11 protein-coding genes and 1 pseudogene are annotated in these 18,852 nt (G+C 42.6%); 9 read left to right on the plus strand and 3 right to left on the minus strand.

All coding sequences use genetic code 11. The features are described 5' to 3' along the window. Nucleotides 1-177 precede the first annotated feature (177 nt). The 3 genes and pseudogenes from ACFTRD_RS14900 to ACFTRD_RS14910 form a co-directional block, all read left to right on the plus strand. Nucleotides 178-1,629: a glycoside hydrolase family 68 protein gene (locus tag ACFTRD_RS14900; protein ID WP_379381049.1), complete on the plus strand. Its 1,452-nt coding sequence runs from the start codon at nt 178-180 to the stop codon at nt 1,627-1,629. An 81-nt stretch (nt 1,630-1,710) separates the two neighbouring features. After that, on the plus strand, nt 1,711-3,267 hold the full coding sequence (locus tag ACFTRD_RS14905) for a glycoside hydrolase family 32 protein (RefSeq protein ID WP_379381051.1): 1,557 nt from the start codon (nt 1,711-1,713) through the stop codon (nt 3,265-3,267). 191 nt (nt 3,268-3,458) lie between these two features. Beyond that, nucleotides 3,459-3,578 (plus strand): annotated as a pseudogene (locus tag ACFTRD_RS14910) (IS3 family transposase); the annotation flags it as partial. Between the two features lie 246 nt (nt 3,579-3,824). On the opposite strand, the gene ACFTRD_RS14915 reads toward ACFTRD_RS14910, so the two are convergent. From ACFTRD_RS14915 to loaP, 3 genes are read right to left on the minus strand one after another with little or no spacing between them, the layout of a single operon-like run. Then, entirely contained in the window at nt 3,825-4,208 is a 384-nt protein-coding gene (locus ACFTRD_RS14915; protein WP_379381053.1) for an STAS/SEC14 domain-containing protein, read from the minus strand. A gap of 11 nt (nt 4,209-4,219) precedes the next feature. Then, nucleotides 4,220-5,443: an MFS transporter gene (locus tag ACFTRD_RS14920; RefSeq protein WP_379381055.1), complete on the minus strand. Its 1,224-nt coding sequence runs from the start codon at nt 5,441-5,443 to the stop codon at nt 4,220-4,222. Continuing rightward, the gene (gene loaP / locus ACFTRD_RS14925; protein ID WP_379381057.1) at nt 5,415-6,065 is read right to left on the minus strand and encodes an antiterminator LoaP; all 651 of its coding nucleotides are present in this window, start codon (nt 6,063-6,065) and stop codon (nt 5,415-5,417) included. Before loaP ends, ACFTRD_RS14920 begins: the two co-directional genes overlap by 29 nt. 546 nt (nt 6,066-6,611) lie before the next feature. Between loaP and ACFTRD_RS14930 the strand changes: the two genes are divergently transcribed. The 6 genes from ACFTRD_RS14930 to ACFTRD_RS14955 all read left to right on the plus strand — a co-directional run. Then, nucleotides 6,612-7,376 (plus strand): 4'-phosphopantetheinyl transferase family protein, encoded by a 765-nt coding sequence (locus ACFTRD_RS14930; protein WP_379381059.1) that lies wholly within the window; start codon nt 6,612-6,614, stop codon nt 7,374-7,376. Further along, entirely contained in the window at nt 7,364-8,074 is a 711-nt protein-coding gene (locus tag ACFTRD_RS14935) for an MBL fold metallo-hydrolase (protein ID WP_379381061.1), read from the plus strand. Before ACFTRD_RS14930 ends, ACFTRD_RS14935 begins: the two co-directional genes overlap by 13 nt. Next, nucleotides 8,059-11,340, plus strand: a complete 3,282-nt coding sequence (fabD, locus tag ACFTRD_RS14940; protein WP_379381063.1) for an ACP S-malonyltransferase — start codon at nt 8,059-8,061, stop codon at nt 11,338-11,340. Before ACFTRD_RS14935 ends, fabD begins: the two co-directional genes overlap by 16 nt. Then, nucleotides 11,340-12,140: an alpha/beta hydrolase gene (locus ACFTRD_RS14945; protein WP_379381065.1), complete on the plus strand. Its 801-nt coding sequence runs from the start codon at nt 11,340-11,342 to the stop codon at nt 12,138-12,140. The genes fabD and ACFTRD_RS14945 overlap by 1 nt, the downstream gene beginning before the upstream one ends. Then, complete coding sequence (locus ACFTRD_RS14950; RefSeq protein ID WP_379381067.1) at nt 12,137-12,970, plus strand: class I SAM-dependent methyltransferase; 834 nt, start codon at nt 12,137-12,139, stop codon at nt 12,968-12,970. The genes ACFTRD_RS14945 and ACFTRD_RS14950 overlap by 4 nt, the downstream gene beginning before the upstream one ends. 3 nt (nt 12,971-12,973) lie before the next feature. Next, the coding region (locus ACFTRD_RS14955; protein ID WP_379381069.1) for an SDR family NAD(P)-dependent oxidoreductase at nt 12,974-18,852 on the plus strand (5,879 nt) is incomplete at its 3' end.

Consider the following 18,852-nt stretch of genomic DNA (forward strand, 5'->3'; position numbering starts at 1 on the left):
CAAGTTTTGATCCGACGATATAGAATAGTTATCGACAGTTGAATATGTCGGGATTGTTACTGGTAAGCAGGCAAGACCTAAAAGTCCGTTGGGATCGGTGTATCCACCATACCCTAACGATTTTTAGGTCTTTTTCTGTTCTCCGGAAAAAAATGACAAGAGAGAGGGATAAATCCAATGAATTTCCAGAAAATTGTGAGAAGAGCGACAGCAGTAACGTTTGCAACAGCACTATTGGCAAGTGGGGGAGTTTCGGCTTTTGCAAAAGAAAGTTCAGACTACAAAGAGAGTTATGGATTCTCCCATATTACACGCACAGACGCCCTGAAAATCCCTGCGGAACAAATCAAAGAACAATTCAAAGTTCCTCAGTTTGACGCATCTACGATCCAAAATCTACCTTCTGCAAAAGGATATGATGAGAAGGGTAATGTCATCGACATGGATGTGTGGGATACCTGGCCACTGCAGAATGCAGATGGTACCGTAGCTGACTATCATGGTTATCAAATCGTTTTTGGTTTGGCGGGTGACCCGGATCGGGGATCAGACACATTCATCTATATGTTCTACAAAAAAGCAGGAGACACGTCCATTGATGCCTGGAAAAATGCAGGGAGAGTGTTCAAAAACACCGACAAGGACGTTCCGAACGACCCCATTCTGAACCACCAGGAAGAGGAATGGTCCGGCTCTTCTACGCTGACTACGGATGGCCATATTCGTCTCTTCTATACCAATCGTCATGGCTGGGACCCGGCCAATGGATTTTATGGCAAGCAAACCCTGACGACTGCTCAAATCAATGTCTCCGAACTTACAGAGGACACGCTCAAGGTGGAGGGTGTTGAAGATTTCAAGTCGATCTTTGATGGTGACGGCAAAATGTATCAAACCGTGGAGCAGGCTTTCAGCGGTGGGGATTATTCCGACAATCATACGCTGAGAGATCCTCATTACGTTGAAGATAAGGGTCACAAATACCTTGTCTTCGAAGCCAATACTGGAACAGAGACGGGCTACCAGGGTGAGGATTCATTCAATAACAGAGTCTTCTACGAAGGAAGCAAGAAATTTTTCCAAACCGAGAGAGAGAAATTGCTGCAAAGCCCTAATAAAAAGTTAGCTTCCTTAGCCAATGGCGCTTTGGGGATCATTGAACTGAATGACGACTATACCTTAAAACAAGTGATGAAGCCGCTGATTGCATCCAATACGGTAACAGATGAAATTGAACGTGCAAATGTCTTTAAATTGAATGGAAAATGGTATTTGTTCACGGACACAAGAGGAGCCAAAATGGTTGTGGATGGTATCGATGCTGAAGATATCTATATGCTGGGATATGTATCTAATTCTCTGACGGGACCATATAAGCCATTGAATGGTACTGGACTTGTATTACATCAAGATCTGAATCCTAAGGATGTTACCTGGACTTACGCACATTTTGCTATTCCGCAGGTTCAAGGTAACAACGTAGTGATCACTAGTTATATGACCAACCGAGGAATGTTTGAAGATCATCATTCTACCTTCGCACCAAGTTTCCTGGTGAATATCAAAGGCTCCAAAACATCCGTAGTGAAGGACAGCATTCTGGCACAAGGACAATTGACAGTGGAATAAACAAATTCCGCAGAGAATCTAAAAGAAAGAAAATGTCGATAACTATTGGCATTTTCTTTTTTTACAAACGAGGTATCTGTTATGAATAACAAAATCAGAAGGAAAATAATCATTTGGTCTGCTGTCTGTGGTGTGATCACGCTTGCCTTCACTGTCATTCCGATCCTGACCAACAGCCCATGGCCTACAGCGGATACGGGAGTAGCCTCTCCTGGCGCGAGCCTGCGAGCTAGCTTTCATTTTACAACGCCAGACAAGTGGAAGAATGATCCTCAAAGGCCGATATATCTGGACGGAAAGTACCACTATTATTATCTGTATAATGGTGATTACCCCACAGGCAATGGTACGGAATGGCGGCATGCCACATCGGTCGATCTGGTTCATTGGAAGGATGAAGGAGTGGCAATCCCCAAATACACGAACCGGAACGGTGATCCATGGTCTGGCTCATTGGTTGTGGATGAGTCAGGTACAGCAGGCTTCGGCAAGGGAGCGATTGTTGCGATTATGACGCAGCCCTCTGCGAGCAGCGGACAGCAGGAACAATATTTATGGTACAGCACCAATCAAGGGAAAACATTTAAGCCTTATGGAGATCGACCGGTAATAAAGAATCCGGGACAAAAGGATTTTAGAGACCCTAAAATCATCTGGGATGAGCAATCCAAAAAATGGGTTATGGCTCTGGCTGAAGGGACGAAGATTGGATTCTATGAATCGGTTAATCTGAAAAATTGGCGATATACCAGCGGCTTCTTCACGGAAAACATAGGGTTGGTGGAATGTCCTGATCTATTTGTGATGCGGGCAGATAACGGCACCTATAAATGGGTGCTTGGCGTAAGCGCAAACGGCAGATCATCAGGACAACCCAACACCTACGCTTACTGGACCGGAAGCTTTAATGGCAAAGAATTTGTTCCCGACTTTCATGAACCACAATGGATGGACTATGGCTTCGACTGGTATGGAGGAGTTACATTCGAAGATGGGGCAAGCACTGACAAAACCGATCACCGCTACGCATTCGCCTGGATGAATAACTGGAGCTATGCCAACAATACGCCCACACTGCAGGAAGGTTACAACGGCATGGATTCGATTGTTCGTGAAATTAAACTGATTACAACAAAAACGGGTGAGTATCGACTAATCTCAAGACCGATAGAGTCTCTGGAACAGGCGGTGGTTTCGGAGACTGCCTTTAAACCGATTACAGTGAAGGGATCTCATACACTTCATGTGACGGGAGATTCGTATCAGCTTGAGGCCGATATATCGTGGACCAAGATCAATAATATTGGTTTAAGGCTTCGTGAATCCAACGACCAGAGCCGACATGTGGATACAGGTGTCAATGTAGAAGGTGGCTATGTCTATGTGAACCGGACCTATACCGGGAATCCTGACAAGAGTGGGCGAGACTTGGAGAGTCAGGCGGCATTTGCTCCCGAGAAGAACAAGGTTCATCTCAAGATTCTGGTAGACAAGACCAGTATCGAGGTCTTCGTTGATGATGGTTCATTGGTGTTATCCAATGTCATTTTTCCAAAATGGAGTGACCGCGGGATCACGCTGTATGCTGAAGGCGGGACGGCAGTATTTAGCAACCTGCGAATTAAATATTTCGATTAATCGGCGGCATGACGAAAAGCCCGCGTTTTTTGGGTATAGGCGTGAGGTTTACAGGGATTGGTGCTGGCAATCAGAAAGGGAAAGTGGAGCAAGCACTGGGCAATATCAATCATAAGGCATTTCAGGGTCTGTCAGGAACTATTTTCTCTAATCCCCAAGAAAAGGGAGTTTATCTACCGGATGGAATTTCGGAATTGGAATTATACGACTACGTCAACTGGTTTAACAAGCACCGAATTCACGGATCACTGGGGTACATGACGCCTGCTCAGTATCGTCAAGTAGCCCTTAAAAAAAGTTGTCTGATTTAATGTTGACAATCCATGGTTAATTCAGCTGCGTTAATTTTTACTAGAGGAAAGGGGTAGACGATGGGGATAATGCATTTACATGGCAGGATATCAGCATGAATCATCCGCCTACGAATGTGGTTGATTATGACATGTGTCGGCGAGTGTTAGTACATGATTGCTGAGGGATTTGAGTATAAAAAAGCCATCGATACTTTCTCGACGGCCTTAGGGAGGAGACTTGGGCAATCTCCCTTGTTTCTAATATTAAGATGCAGTAAAGTTAGTGATCCATTGATGAGCTTCTGAATAATCATTGAAAAATTGAACCTTCTCGGAAGTATAAGTCTCTTTTAAATGACTCATAACGTCCCCGCTTTCAATCACAAAAGCAATGGCATTACATTGTTTGAGTAAAGAATCATTAAAGAACTTTTCTCTCCAAGTCTTTTGGACATTAAAGTGTTCCGCTTGATAAGGTAGTCTGTTAACCAGTAGTTTGAATTTTTGTCCATTATCCAATAATGGTTGGCAAACAGAAATGAAATCATCATACCAGTGGTTTACATCGTCTACAGAGATATTTCCGGTAAGATGTGTAATAACAAGATCATGTTCCTTAACTGTACTAAGATTATTCGTTTTATCCATTTGATCTCTCCTTAAATCATTTTTTGATTTGTACTTGTCTGGCCAACCTTATTAAATGAGAATGTGAAACAGCTGAGAGCAATAAGTGCGAAGACGACTGCGCCCAGATAAGGTGCTCCTGCACCAAAATATTGGTACAGCAGTCCTCCGAGAATTGGACCAATAATGGCAGCAAGTGAATTCATAGATTGAGATGCCCCCATTATGGAACCTTGCTCGCTTTCAGGAGCAAGTTTAGAGAGTCGTCCCAACAAAATGGTTTGTACAATGGCATTTCCTAAAGAGGTTACGGTCAGTGATATAATCAACATCCATAGATCATACGAAAAGCTTGTTCCTAAGTATCCCATAACGATGATTACAAAGGCTGAAACCCCCAACTTGTATTCTGGGAATTTGTTAATGACTTTGTGTAAGCCGATTTGAAAGACGACTGATAGAAAGCCAACATAAGTTAAAATGTATGCCACTTGTGAAGGCCCATAACCGAAGCGGTCGACCGCAAATAGTGCCAAAATGGTCTGAATACTAAGGTAACATAGGTACATCATAAATATGGCAAGTGTAATGATGTTTACACGTGGCATCGATAAATATTTTACAAGTGTTTTGATTGGATTAAAGATGGTTAACGAGCGTGCTGTCCGTTTTACATGTGATTCTGGTAAAACAAACAGTCCATAAATTAAATTCAACAGTGCGAATCCTGCTGCGATCAAAGAGGGTAACGCAAGGCTATGTTTTACGGCGACAACAGCAATAAGTGGACCTAATACAATACCCAACCCGGATGCGGCTCCAAAAATGGCAAATCCTTTAGAACGATTCTCAATGGAGGTGACATCGGCGATATAAGCTTGGGCTGTTGAAATGTTCCCGGCTGTTAAGCCGGCTATCATTCTGGAGACAAATAATAACCAGAGCTGATCTGATGTTGCAAAGAGAATGTAACCGATAGCTGCACCTAGTTGTGAAAGTAAGAGGATAGGACGCCTGCCGAATCGATCTGATAGAGCCCCCAAAATGGGTGAAAATATAAACTGCATGAGAGCGTAAGAAGTGGCTAGCAAACCTATAATAAATGCTGAGGTGGAGAACTGCAATACGTAAAATGCATATAGTGGAGCAATGATACCATAACCTAAAAAATCAATTAATATGGTGAAGAATATAAAATTTAGAGCTGCTTTCTTTGGACCTAATTGCTTAGTTTCCGCTGTTTTCAAAACCGCCAATGCTTGTTCCTCCTAAACGATTATTTTGTGATTGTTCCGTGATAGACGGAGATGAAATCACATCAATTCCGACGTCGATCACTTTATCTGAATCCAAGAAATGGATGGAGACCTTTGCTCTTTTTTTGCGTTTATCAATTTTCTTGATCATGCTTTCCATCCCTGTTAGAGGCCCAGACTGAACAAATACTTCAGAATCTTGAACGACAACTTGGGAGTAGCTCAGCATACCCGTGTCATCCAACAACTTGAGAATTTGACTCATTTCATCATCAGGCACGTTCTTGAAAAATGTATCTTCTTCAATGGAATCATCCATTTTCGAAATAGACTTTTTGCTCCAATCACAACACCGATCTTTAGGATTCAGATAACTCAAAAGACTTAACACTCTAGGCGATTTTTTTATCTCATAATAGAGTTTGAATGTCATGTGGGTTCTAATAAATAAATATCCAGGAAATATCAATTTAACTGCATGACACACCTCGCCATTTTTTCGCTCTGGAACAAGACGTTTGGGCACTAAGCATTGTAAAACATGTGGGTCAAACTTGTTTTGTAAAAATAACTTCGCTTTGTTTTCTTCTCCTGTTTTTACTGAGAGTGCATACCATTTCATACCTTAACACCCTTACTCATCCATTAATTAGATGTTTTATCCAATTAAATCATAACTATGTAAATTTGTACATGAAGTTATAACATTTTTTTGTAAAAAAATAATTCGTCTCAAAAAAAAGATCATTCTATGTCGAAAAATGTTGAAATAAATTTACAAAAATGATAATTGCAAACCAACACTGGATCATTATATACTTAGAAGGAAAGAAAAGGAAGTACAAAAGTTCATTTCAATGTATTTTTTTATATGATCATTATTGCCTATCAATTCCAAAAGAAATTGACAATATTGACCTATCTGCCTTAATGTTACAATTATCTGTTTCATTCAATCGTTGTTTCGGCACGTTGAATGGATGAATCGTTTATAGTCATTTACTACGTTGTAGTGTGTAATAAGCTTACAGACGACCTAGGAAAGGTGTGTCTTGTTGGCTTATTTTTGGTTTTTATAAAAGTAATATACGTAAAAGAAAAAGAGGAAATATTGTCCGATTTAAGCACATACTTCAAGTAGAACAAGAAGAATAGAGGTGGGGGAGAATTGGTCCGACTGCCTGTACTAGTCGAACATGAATGGTCCGATACCGAGAGGGGTGAGCAGCGCTATTTCCGCTTTAGCTTGTGCTATTCCTCAAATTATACTCAATGTCTACAAGTGGTAGATATTTTGCATCCATACGAGCTGGATTATCTAAATCAGGGTCTTGCGGATAGAAGGAAGCAAAGCTATTTAGCAGGAAGATACGCTGCTAAATGTTCGCTCTCCGGGGCGATTGGGGAGGGGCGTTTAAATCAGATTTGGATCGATAGAGGTATATTGGACCACCCAATTGTAGTGCATCCAAATAAACAAAATATGCAAGTAAGCATCACCCATTGTGACGAACTCGGGGCAGCATTAGCCTTCCCTGAAGCGGTACCCATGGGAATCGATATCGAACGAATTGACCCAACTAGAATAGACTTGTTCTTATCGCAATTGACTGATTGGGAGAAGGGCTTCATCGAGGACTTACCGTTTTCCACAGAAGCAACGCTTACTATGTTCTGGACTGCAAAGGAATCCTTATCTAAAGTATTAAAAACAGGTCTGACTACCTGTTTTTCTTTGTATGAACTTCAAAAACCAACAACCGTGGATGCTGGAATAGTACGAAGTTTGTTTACCAATTTTCCTCAATATCAGACAGTATCCGTTATCTTCGGAATGTATGTGTGTTCGATAACCTATCCCAAAAAATTATGTATCGACTTCACACCGTTCCTAAATACACTAAATGAGAGGCTAAGGTTGTGTTTGACATAAGCGAGAATAAGACGTACGAAATTACGACGTTAAAAGCAGGACCTCCACACCTTGTAAACTATATTTACATTATTGTTGACCGAATGACCAGGCAAACGGCAATCGTTGATCCGGCGTGGGATGCTCAAATGATTAAAGCAGCTTGTAAAGAGCTTGGCGTTATTCCATCAATGATTTTGTTAACACATTCCCACAATGACCATATCAATATGGTACCTGAATTGGTTGATTATTATGGAGCTCAGGTTTATATGTCCCGCATTGAAATAGAATTTTACAAGTTCTCAAGTAAAAATCTAAGTGCTCTAAATGACTTTGACCATCTTCAGTTAGGGGGGACGCAAATCATGTGTTTGCTGACTCCTGGTCATACGCTAGGAGGCACATGCTATTTACTAACTGAGAGTTTGTTCTGTGGAGATACGGTGTTTATCGAAGGCTGTGGATCATGTGAAACGGTTGGGGGATCTGCACATCAGATGTATGAAAGTATTCAAAAAATTAAACGTATTGTACGTCCATCGGTTCGGATATACTCAGGGCATTCCTACGGCGAAGAGCCTGGCAGTCGTATGCTGGGCTATTTGCTCACGAATAATATTTATTTTGCTTTAGAACACCAAGAGCATTTTGTTCAGTTCCGTATGCGAAAAAATCAAACATGGAAAAGGGATAGTGGATTATGGGGAAAAGTGTAGTATTTTTATTTTCCGGACAAGGTTCCCAATACTTTCATATGGGCAAGGACATGTATGAGAACAATTCAACTTTCCGCTATTGGATGAAAGTACTCGACGATCAGATACAAGCGGAAATAGGTGAATCTGTAATTTCTCGAATGTTTAACACGAGCAACCGCAAGGACGAACCATTTGATCGACTACTGTATTCACATCCGGCCATATTTATGGTCGAATTCGCTATGGCTCAGTCACTAATAGCGGATGGCATAATCCCAGAATGTGTTCTTGGAAGTAGTGTAGGGGAATTCGCTGCTGCATCGGTCGCTGGCTTAATAGCCCCTGTTGATGCACTTCATTTGTTACTTGCCCATGCGAAGGCTATAGAAACGCATTGTCAGGCTGGACAAATGTTGGCGGTACTTGGCAGTTACAGTCACTATGAAGACGATCCGCAACTCAAAATGGAATGTGAGATGGCATCTCAAACGGGTGATACACACTTTGTTTTATCAGGTTTGACGAGGAATATTGAAGCCATTAAACAACGTTTAGCAGCTAAGAGTATTATTACCCAAACGCTGCCAGTACGGTTTGCATTCCATTCTTCATGGATTGATAATGCTGCGGAACAACTTAACGTTTCTCCCCAAACTAAGACATTAGGGCCATCACAAATTGGCTTTCTTTCGTCACGTTATGGGAAGCGATTAGAAACGGTTACATACAATTATTTTTGGGATGTTGTACGAGGCCCAATACATTTTGAAGAGGCTATCCGTCTACTGGAAAGAGAATCAGAGTATGTTTATCTTGACGTAGGCCCATCGGGAACGTTGACTAATCTAGCCAAAAGGATACTATCTGAACAATCCCAATCGGAGTGTTATTCGATTATGACACCGTTTGGAAGTAATGAAGCCAATTATAAGCGAATATATGCAAAATTGAGTGGCCTATCTGAAACCAATTCGAATAAGAAAGGGCGGAGTTCAATGAATGTATATCTTTTTCCTGGACAAGGATCTCAGCACAAAGGTATGGGGGGAGAATTGTTTGATCAATATCGAGATTTGACGGAAAAAGCAGACCGAATTCTGGGGTATTCCATTAAAGAGCTTTGTCTCTTAGATCCGCATCGACAATTAGGTCAAACTCAATATACGCAAGTAGCTTTATACGTTGTATCTGCGCTCAGTTTTTACAAAAAAGTGGAGCAAACGAACCAATTGCCCGATTATGTAGCTGGGCACAGTTTAGGTGAGTATAACGCATTGTTAGCCGCTGGAGCATTTGACTTTGAAACAGGTTTAAAACTGGTCAAAAGACGTGGAGAACTGATGAGCCAGGCTCCTGTGGGTGGAATGGCTGCGGTTATTGGTTTAACCATCGAACAGGTGCGTAATATTTTACATGAGAACCATCTGACAGGTATCGATGTGGCCAATCACAATGCACCGTCCCAAGTTGTTATTGCTGGACAGAAGAATGATATTGCACAGGCTCAGTCGATTTTTGAAGAATCGGGGGCCAAAATGTATGTGCCACTGAATGTGAGTGGAGCCTTTCATTCTCGTTATATGGCAGAGGCCCAACAACAATTTGAACAATTTATGGCTGAACATAGCTTTTCCAAGTTGTCAATTCCTGTTATTTCTAATGTTCACGCACAACCTTATTTGCAGGAAGATATCAGCAGCAATCTAATCAAACAGATTGTTAGTCCAGTAAAGTGGAATGACACTATTCGCTATTTACTTGGTTTGGGTGAAGTCGATTTCACAGAAGTTGGACCTGGTAACGTGCTGACCAAGTTGGTAGGCTACATACGGAAAGAAGCAACGCCCATCGTTCCTGTCTCAAGTGTGACTACAGATAAGATGACTGAAAAGGTTACCGGCACAAACAACACCAAAATTGTAGAAGGTCTGGTCACAGGCGAATCATTGGGTGATAAGCAATTTAAGGAGGATTATGGTCTTAAGTATGCTTATGTCACAGGTGCAATGTACCGCGGCATCGCTTCCGAAAAAATGGTTATACGTGTAGCTAAAGCCGGAATGCTTGGATTTTATGGTACCGGGGGACTTCGTCTAGATAGGATTGAACGAAGTATCCAGTCGATTCAAAAGGAGCTGAGCCAAGGCGAAGCGTACGGGATGAACCTACTTCATAACCCGTCCGATCCGTCGGTAGAGGAGCATACGATATCCTTATTTTTAAAGTACGGTATAAAAAATATTGAAGCATCCGCCTTTATGGGCATTGTTCCATCTTTGATCATTTACAGAGCAAAAGGGTTGACAGAAACAGCATTCGGAGGCATCAGCATTGGAAATCGAATCATCGCTAAATTATCAAGACCAGAGGTTGCGGAAGCTTTCCTAAGTCCAGCACCGCAGAGAATGGTTGATAAGCTTGTTGAGCTCAATAAAATCACGGCTACTGAAGCTAGACTGTTGAGCAAAGTACCTATGGCTGACGACATATGTGTGGAAGCTGATTCTGGGGGGCACACAGATTCAGGTGTAGCATACGCATTAATGCCGGCGATCACATTGCTTCGCGATGAGATGATGAAGAAATATGGTTATGGTAAAAGGATTAGGGTTGGTGCAGCGGGGGGGATAGGTACTCCGGTCGCTGCAATGGCTGCGTTTATGCTTGGTGCAGACTTTATCGTGACAGGTTCCATCAACCAATGCACTATAGAGGCAGATACAAGTGATGCGGCAAAAGATTTACTGCAGGAGGCTAATGTACAGGATACTGCGTATGCACCAGCAGGCGATATGTTCGAGATCGGAGCAAAAGTACAAGTACTGAAGAAGGGATTGTTTTTTTCCGTACGGGCTAATAAGCTGTATGAGCTCTATAAGCAGTACAATTCGATTGATGAGATAGATGAAAAAACGAAGCTCTTGCTTCAAGAGAAATATTTCAATCGTTCGTTTGAAGAAGTGTATCAGGAAGTTCTAGATTATCAACCTCCACAAGAAATTGAAAAAGCTGAGCGAAATACCAAACACAAAATGGCTTTGATTTTCCGATGGTACTTTGGACATTCAACACGACTTGCCATGAGTGGCCAATTGGAACATAAAGTTGATTTCCAAATACATTGTGGTCCTGCACTAGGATCCTTTAACCAGTGGGTTAAGGGAACAGGGATGGAGAGTTGGAGAAACCGTCATGTGGACCAGATTGGCATTACCATGATGAGGGAGACAGCTGCACTCGTTAATGCACGTATCAACGCATTTAAAACAGGGAGCCTTGTTTAATGAAGATCGAAATGATATCTAAGCGTAATGAAAATACAGGAATGCTTCCACCTATTCTGTTCATACACGGAGCTTACCACGGGGCATGGTGTTGGGAGGAATATTTTATACCTTACTTCTCCGCCCTTGGATTTTCATGCTATGCGATCAGTTTGCGTGGACATGGTCATAGTGAAGGGCGTGATAAACTGCATTCGTATTCACTCCGCGACTACAAAGAGGATTGTGTCACAGCGATTGGCCAAATGAACGAAAGGCCGATTCTAATAGGTCATTCTATGGGCGGGGCAATCGTGCAACAAATTATGCATACAGCGCCAGAAACGATAAGAGCCGCTGTATTACTTTCATCTGTCCCACCGAACGGTATGTTTGGTCCTTTAATGAGATTATTTCTAAAGAAAACAGGATGGATGTTTCAGTTGAACGCCTTTAATCAAACAAGCACCAAAAAATTTCCATACCCTCTATTGTTCAATAATAGATTAAGTGATGAACAGACAGTTCGTTTCGCTGCACTTCTTCAACCCGAATCTAACAGAGTAGGCATGGAAATGTGCAGACGAATTGTGCCGCGAATCTTTCCTGTTCAGGTACCGCTTCTTATTATTGGATCACAGTGTGATAACCTTTTTGCGGAAAAATCACTTCGACACCTAGGTAAAGTTTATCATGTTGAACCGATCATTTTTGCTGATATGTGTCATGATATGATGTTGGATCCAAACTGGAAACAAGCTGCCGATAAGATTGCTACTTTTTTGCAAGAAAAATTGAAAGTGGTGGAGGGCAAATTATGAGTTCGCAAGGTTCCTATCAGATTAGTACGATCGCAAGCAATATTGATAAAGAAATTAATCGTTTAAAGGCTCAGGTTGATTTGTTTTGGGATAAAGAGTTTAAGCGATACGTCGAATTCGGTCTGGAAGATGGCATGAAAATCGCTGAGCTTGGATCGGGACCGGGATTTGTGACTGAGAATCTATTGAAAGCGTTACCCAATATCCATATAACAGCTCTAGAAATTGATTCTATTCTAGTGGAATACGCCGCCCAATATTTGAAGGAGAACCAGTTTGATCGTTATGAAATAGTACAAGGGTCAATCATGACGACGGGCTTCCCTGACAACTCGTTTGACTTTGCCATTACTAGGCTCGTGCTCGAGCATTTGCCTGATCCGGTAGGTGCTGTGCGTGAGATTTGCCGAATAATCAAGCCAGGTGGGAAAGCTGTTTTTGTGGATAACGATTTTGAAATGCATATTATGACCTTCCCCTCTTTTGGTTCGTTAAGAGAGCTATATGAAGCATATTGTCAATCCAGATCGGAAGAAGGGGGGAACCCGAAAATAGGCAGAGAATTACCCTTGATTTTGAAAAGAGGAGGACTCTCAAATATTGATTTTGAAGTCATAAGTGCTCATAGCGAAGTGGTCGGAGATGAGAAGTTTTTCAAATCGGAAGGGATTGGGATTCCGTCAAAGCTAGTGCGTGACGGTTTTTTGCCTAGCAAAGTGTTAGCAGATATTTCAGTACAGTGGCGTAATGTGGTGAAGAGTGAGGATCATGCGATCCTTCGCCAGCTCTATATGGCCGTTGGCGAGAAAATGTCTGTGGGGGAGGTTTAAAATTTGAATATAGACGAAAAAACAGAAAGTGAAGCGCTTGAGTTACAGTTAAAAGATGTTTTAGCTTCCTTGTTGGGCGAACAGAGTAATGAGCTTAGCTTAGATGCTCCGTTTTCAGATATTGGTGTCAACTCTATAGTTGCTGTCGAATTCGTAGAAGCGCTTAACTTAAGATTAGGCACCCAACTAGGTGTTGAATTAATCTTTGACTACAATGATATTTCCTCACTCGTTGATTATCTGAGGTCACTTGATATAGGAAGTGCTTTTTCCAGCAAGCCAGAGACGACTTTGTTATTGCAGCAGATTCTGAATAGCCTTCTTCAGGAAACAAATGGCGAACTACCTGACGCTAGAACAAGCTTCGGTGAATTGGGCGTGCATTCTGTAATGGGAGTGGAGTTCGTTGAGGAGGTTAATCGTAAGCTACAAATTGGTCTCGGATTTGAAGTCATGTACGATTATGACAACATAGATATGCTAACAGAACACATTTTACATACCTATGGAAAGGCAAAAAGTGAAGCTGACCCTATGGAAGCTAATTGCGACAATACATCCGAAAGCGTTGTGCGAGAGTCAGATATCGCAATCATCGGAATTTCAGGTAGATATGCTGGATCAGAGAACATTCATGAATTTTGGGATCATTTGCAGGAAGGCGATGATTGCATTCAAGTCATTAACCGTCCTGGCTGGGAACAACAATCCTATTATGACTCGGATCCAGCGCAAGAAAATAGATCAGTTAGCAAGTGGGGAGGGCTGTTGTCAGAAGTCGATAGCTTCGATCCCTTATTTTTTCACATATCTCCAGCAGAAGCTGAACGGATGGATCCTCAGCAACGGTTATTTTTGGAGGAGACATACAAGGCAGTAGAGGACAGTGGATATTCATCCGAACAACTGTCAGGAAAAAAAGTCGGAGTGTTCGTAGGCGGAAGAAGCTCAGATTATAAAGAACGGACATTGGAAGGCGAGGACGTAAGCTCACAGACTTTCTTAGGTAACGATATGGCCATATTGGCAGCTAGGATATCTTACTTCATGAATTTTAAGGGGCCAAGTCTTGCGATCGATACGGCGTGCTCCTCAGCCTTAGTAGCCATCCATCTGGCGTGCGAGAGCATTCGTAAAGAGGAATCCGAGATTGCAGTAGCCGGTGGTGTTTTTATACTTAGCTCGCCTGAATTTTATGTCATGACATCGAAGACGAATATGCTTTCGCCAGACGGTAAGTGTAAGACGTTTGACGATTCAGCCAACGGCATCGTTGTTGGGGAAGGTGTTGGAGCCGTAGTATTAAAATCATTAAAGCGTGCTATGGCGGACGGTGACCATATCTATGGTGTAATTAAAGGCAGTGCAATTAATCAGGATGGAAAAACAAAAGGAATAACAGCTCCAAGTATGCTTTCTCAGAAAGCTCTTTTATGTGAGGCCTATGAAAAAAGCGATATTGATCCTGGAACCATTAGCTATATCGAGGCCCACGGAACAGGCACTAAATTGGGGGATCCGATTGAGGTTAAAGCATTAAGCGAAGCATTTTCCCTATTTACAGATAAAAAACAATACTGCGCCATAGGCTCGCACAAACCGAATTTCGGACATACCATTATGTCGGCAGGCATTGCAGGTATGTTTAAAGTGTTGATGGCCATGAAACATAGGCAGATTCCGCCAACCATACATGTGCAGCAAACTAATCGGTACATCGATTTTGAGGAAAGCCCGTTTTATTTAAATACGGAGCTGATGGACTGGACTCCTGTGGAGGGGTATCCATTACGGGCAGGGATAAGCTCATTTGGATTTAGCGGGACAAACTGCCATATGATACTTGAAGAAGCTACAAAGGTCAGTAGGCAGAAAAACGTTACAACAATCGATGCTCACCTGTTTCCGTTATCCGCAAAAACGAAGGTGGCGTTAAAGCAAAAAGTCGAAGAAATGATTGAGTGGCTGCATCGAGAGTCAGAAAATTTTGAATTAGCGGATATAGCATATACTCTTCAACAAGGGCGCAGCCACTTCCCTTTCCGCTTGGCAGTTGTTGCACAGAGTACTAATGAGTTACTCGAACGACTTAATGATATTGCCGCATACGAAGATGATTTAAACGATACAGGTATTGAGGCTGAGTCCGGAGATGCTTATTATGCCGAAGTGGAGGATTTGCAGCAATTAACACCAGAGCAGTATCGGAAAATGCTGAATGAGTTAGCTGCACAGTACAGTCGGCAATATAATCCCGAATGGGAACGCCTGCATAGGAATCAATCTAGATCTAGGGTTCCATTGCCCGTCTACCCTTTTAGCAAGCAACGTTATTGGGCACCTACGGTACAAAACTCAACCAAAGAGAGAAGAACTAGACGTGAAATGACAACGCTCCATCCGTTAATTCACCAAAATACTTCTACGCTTGATGAACAACGATACAGTTCCTCTTTCGACGGAGAGGAATTCTTCTTGAAAGATCATGTTGTTCAAGGACGACGGGTATTGCCAGGCGTTGCCTACCTGGAGATGGCCAGGGTCGCAATTGAACATGCCACGAATAGAGCTTTAGGGCATGAGAACATTGTACTGAAGCACATTATCTGGTCCAGACCTTTTGTGTTGGAAGACGAACCTATTCAAGTACATGTAAGTTTGTATCCGGAAGAGAATGGAGATATCTCCTTCGAAATTTTTAGTGATAATAGTATGCATGGAGAGGATACCATTCTCCATGCACAAGGTTCTGCTATTTCCCATCAATCTACTATATACACGAAGTTGGATATTGAAAGCTTGATTAACCAAAGTGAAAATGTGCTACAGTCCAGTGATTGCTACGAGTCTTTCCATGCACTTGGGTTTGCATATGGGCCTTCCCACAAGGGCATTGAACACATCTACAGGGGTAAGGACTATCTGGTTGGTAAGCTTGTTCTGCCGCAGTCTGTGATGGACACACAAGAGCAATTCATTCTACATCCGAGCGTTATGGATGCTGCATTTCAGCTCACTCTAGCGTTCCATGTAGATATCACAGGCACATTAGTAGACAAAGACCAGATGAACCCGATCTTGCCTTTTGCTTTAAACGAATTGGAATTGCTCCGTGGTTGTACCTCCACTATGTGGGCGTATGTCCGTTATAGTGAGGGAAGCCAGCCTGGAGATAAAGTAGAGAAGATGGAGATATTGCTTTGTGACGAAGATGGAACAATATGCGTTAGCATGAAGGGGCTTACGAGCAGGAGGACGAATGCAGTCTCGGGCGAGTCAACATCCAGATCTTCAAGTGCGATTATGATGTATCCGACTTGGCGGGAGCAGCCCATTACTACCACAGATAAAGCTGAAATACGCACAAACTCAATAATTGTATTGTGTGAGTTGGCTGATCAAGTTAATGAGAAGGTTGCACGTTTGATGATGGATTCTGAATGCATTGTTCTGCAATCTGGACATCAAGAGCTCGGGCCACGATTTGAAGAGTATGCTGTTCAACTCTTTGAACGATTAAAGGCTATCATTACAGAAAAAACATCCGCTTGTATGCAGATTGTCGTCCCTGTTCATAATGAAAAGCAACTGTATTCGGCATTTTCTAGTTTGCTAAAAACAGCCGCCTTGGAGTGGAAGGGATTTGCCGGACAGATAATTGAAACGGATGAATGGAAAGATGCAGATAGAATTGTACCGATATTAAAAGAAAACAGCTACTGTAAAGACCTTTTTGTTCGCTATCAAAATGGCACCAGAATGGTTCGTGATTGGAAAGAAGCTGATCCAATCTATGAACATTCCGATGTGTCATGGAAGGACAACGGAGTCTATCTGATTACGGGTGGTAATGGTGGGTTGGGGCGCATATTTGCCAAAGAAATCGTCAACAAATGCATAAGCCCAACGATAGTTCTGATCGGGAAATCGGTGCTTTCTTTGCAAATGAAAGCTCAGCATAGGGAACTTGAGGAGCTTGGAGCCAAAATCGAGTACCTGCGGGTAGACGTAACACACAAAACTGAGGTTATGGATTTAGTCCGAGGCATTCGCCAAAGATATGGAAAGTTAAATGGTATTATTCATGGAGCAGGAATCATTCGTGATGGTCTTATCATGAACAAAAACTCAGATGAATTTAAAAATGTAGTAGCTCCGAAAGTGACTGGTCTGTTGTATTTGGACGAGGCTGCAAGAGAAGAAACAATTGATTTTTTTGTTGTTTTGTCCTCCATCGCAGGGATTTTGGGCAATATGGGGCAGGCCGATTATGCTACAGCCAACGCGTTTATGGATGCCTACGTTACGTATCGAAATGCTTCGAGTAAACAACAGCGGATGCTCTCGATCAACTGGCCATTGTGGAAGGAAGGCGGGATGCAGGTCGATGAAGCAGGAGCGGCATACTTGTTCCAACAGTGGGGTATGAAGGCATTGAATACGTCAGACGGTCTTGAGTTCTTTCAACGGGCAAGGAGCACTAGTAAAGATCAGATAATGATCGTGTCAGGCGATGCTGTTCGGTTCAAGCAAAAACTGCTGGACGAAAGTGGGAAGTTAAATATACGTCAGCAAGTGGTAAGCGAGACAATCGGTTCATCAGCTTCAGTTAGTAGTATAGAGACGAATGAAGAATTGATTATGAAAGTGAAGACTGCTTTTGTTCAGTCCGTTTCTAATTTGCTTAAAGTAGATGCGAACGATATCGATACCGAGACCGAATTAACCGATTACGGATTCGATTCCATTACGTTCACTCAGATGACCAATAAACTTAATCAGTTGTATAATCTGGAACTTTCACCGACGCTATTTTTTGAATATCCGACGATACAACAGTATGTGACGTTTTTGATTAGTGAGTTTTTCAATCAGTTGACTCCATTTTTTTATGTTAAAGCGGAAGCTACAGTTGCTGCATCTAAACAAATTGAAGAGACGAAGATTAATCCAGAGCAGCCTCGATTTAAACGAGAAAACAAACGTCGCGTTGATTCGTTTTATGCAGCTACAGACCAGGAGTTGAAGCAATCAAACAGCGTTAAGGATGGTATTGCAATCGTAGGTATCAGTGGCGTCTTCCCGATGGCAGACGATGTGGATGCCTTTTGGGAGAACCTTGCTCAAGGCAAAGACTGCATATCCGAGATTCCAGTAGAGCGCTGGGATTGGCGGACTTATTATGGCGATCCTATGACTGAAGTGAATAAAATGAACTGCCGGTGGGGCGGGTTTATCAATGGTGTTGATGAATTCGATCCACTCTTTTTTGGCATTTCGCCAAAAGAAGCAGAACTTATGGACCCGCAGCAGCGGCTTTTAATGACCTATGTCTGGAAAGCGATCGAGGATGCTGGTTACTCAGCTCAAAGCTTGTCTGGAACCAATACTGGAATATTTGCAGGTACCACTGCAAGTGGTTACAACGATTTGCTCTTGCGTGCGAATATTACCATTGAAGGTTATTCTTCTACAGGAATGGTTCCCTCTGTCGGACCGAACCGGATGAGTTACTTTCTGAACGTTCACGGACCGAGCGAACCGATAGAAACGGCCTGCTCCAGTTCTCTAGTCGCCATTCACCGTGCGGTAAGAGCTATTCAGAGTGGTGACTGTGAGATGGCCATTGCCGGAGGCGTAAATACGATCGTATCGCCAGAGCTACAGATCAGCTTCAGCAAAGCGGGAATGTTATGTGAGGACGGGCGATGCAAGACATTCTCAAGCGAAGCGAATGGGTATGTGAGAGGCGAAGGGGTTGGCATGCTCTTGCTGAAGAAGCTGAGCGAAGCCGAGGCTTCCGGGGATCACATCTATGGCGTGATTCGCGGAACCGCGGAAAATCACGGGGGCCGGGCTGCGTCACTAACTGCACCTAATCC

Source organism: Paenibacillus sp. NPDC056933, assembly GCF_042674385.1.
Lineage (GTDB): Bacteria > Bacillota > Bacilli > Paenibacillales > Paenibacillaceae > Paenibacillus.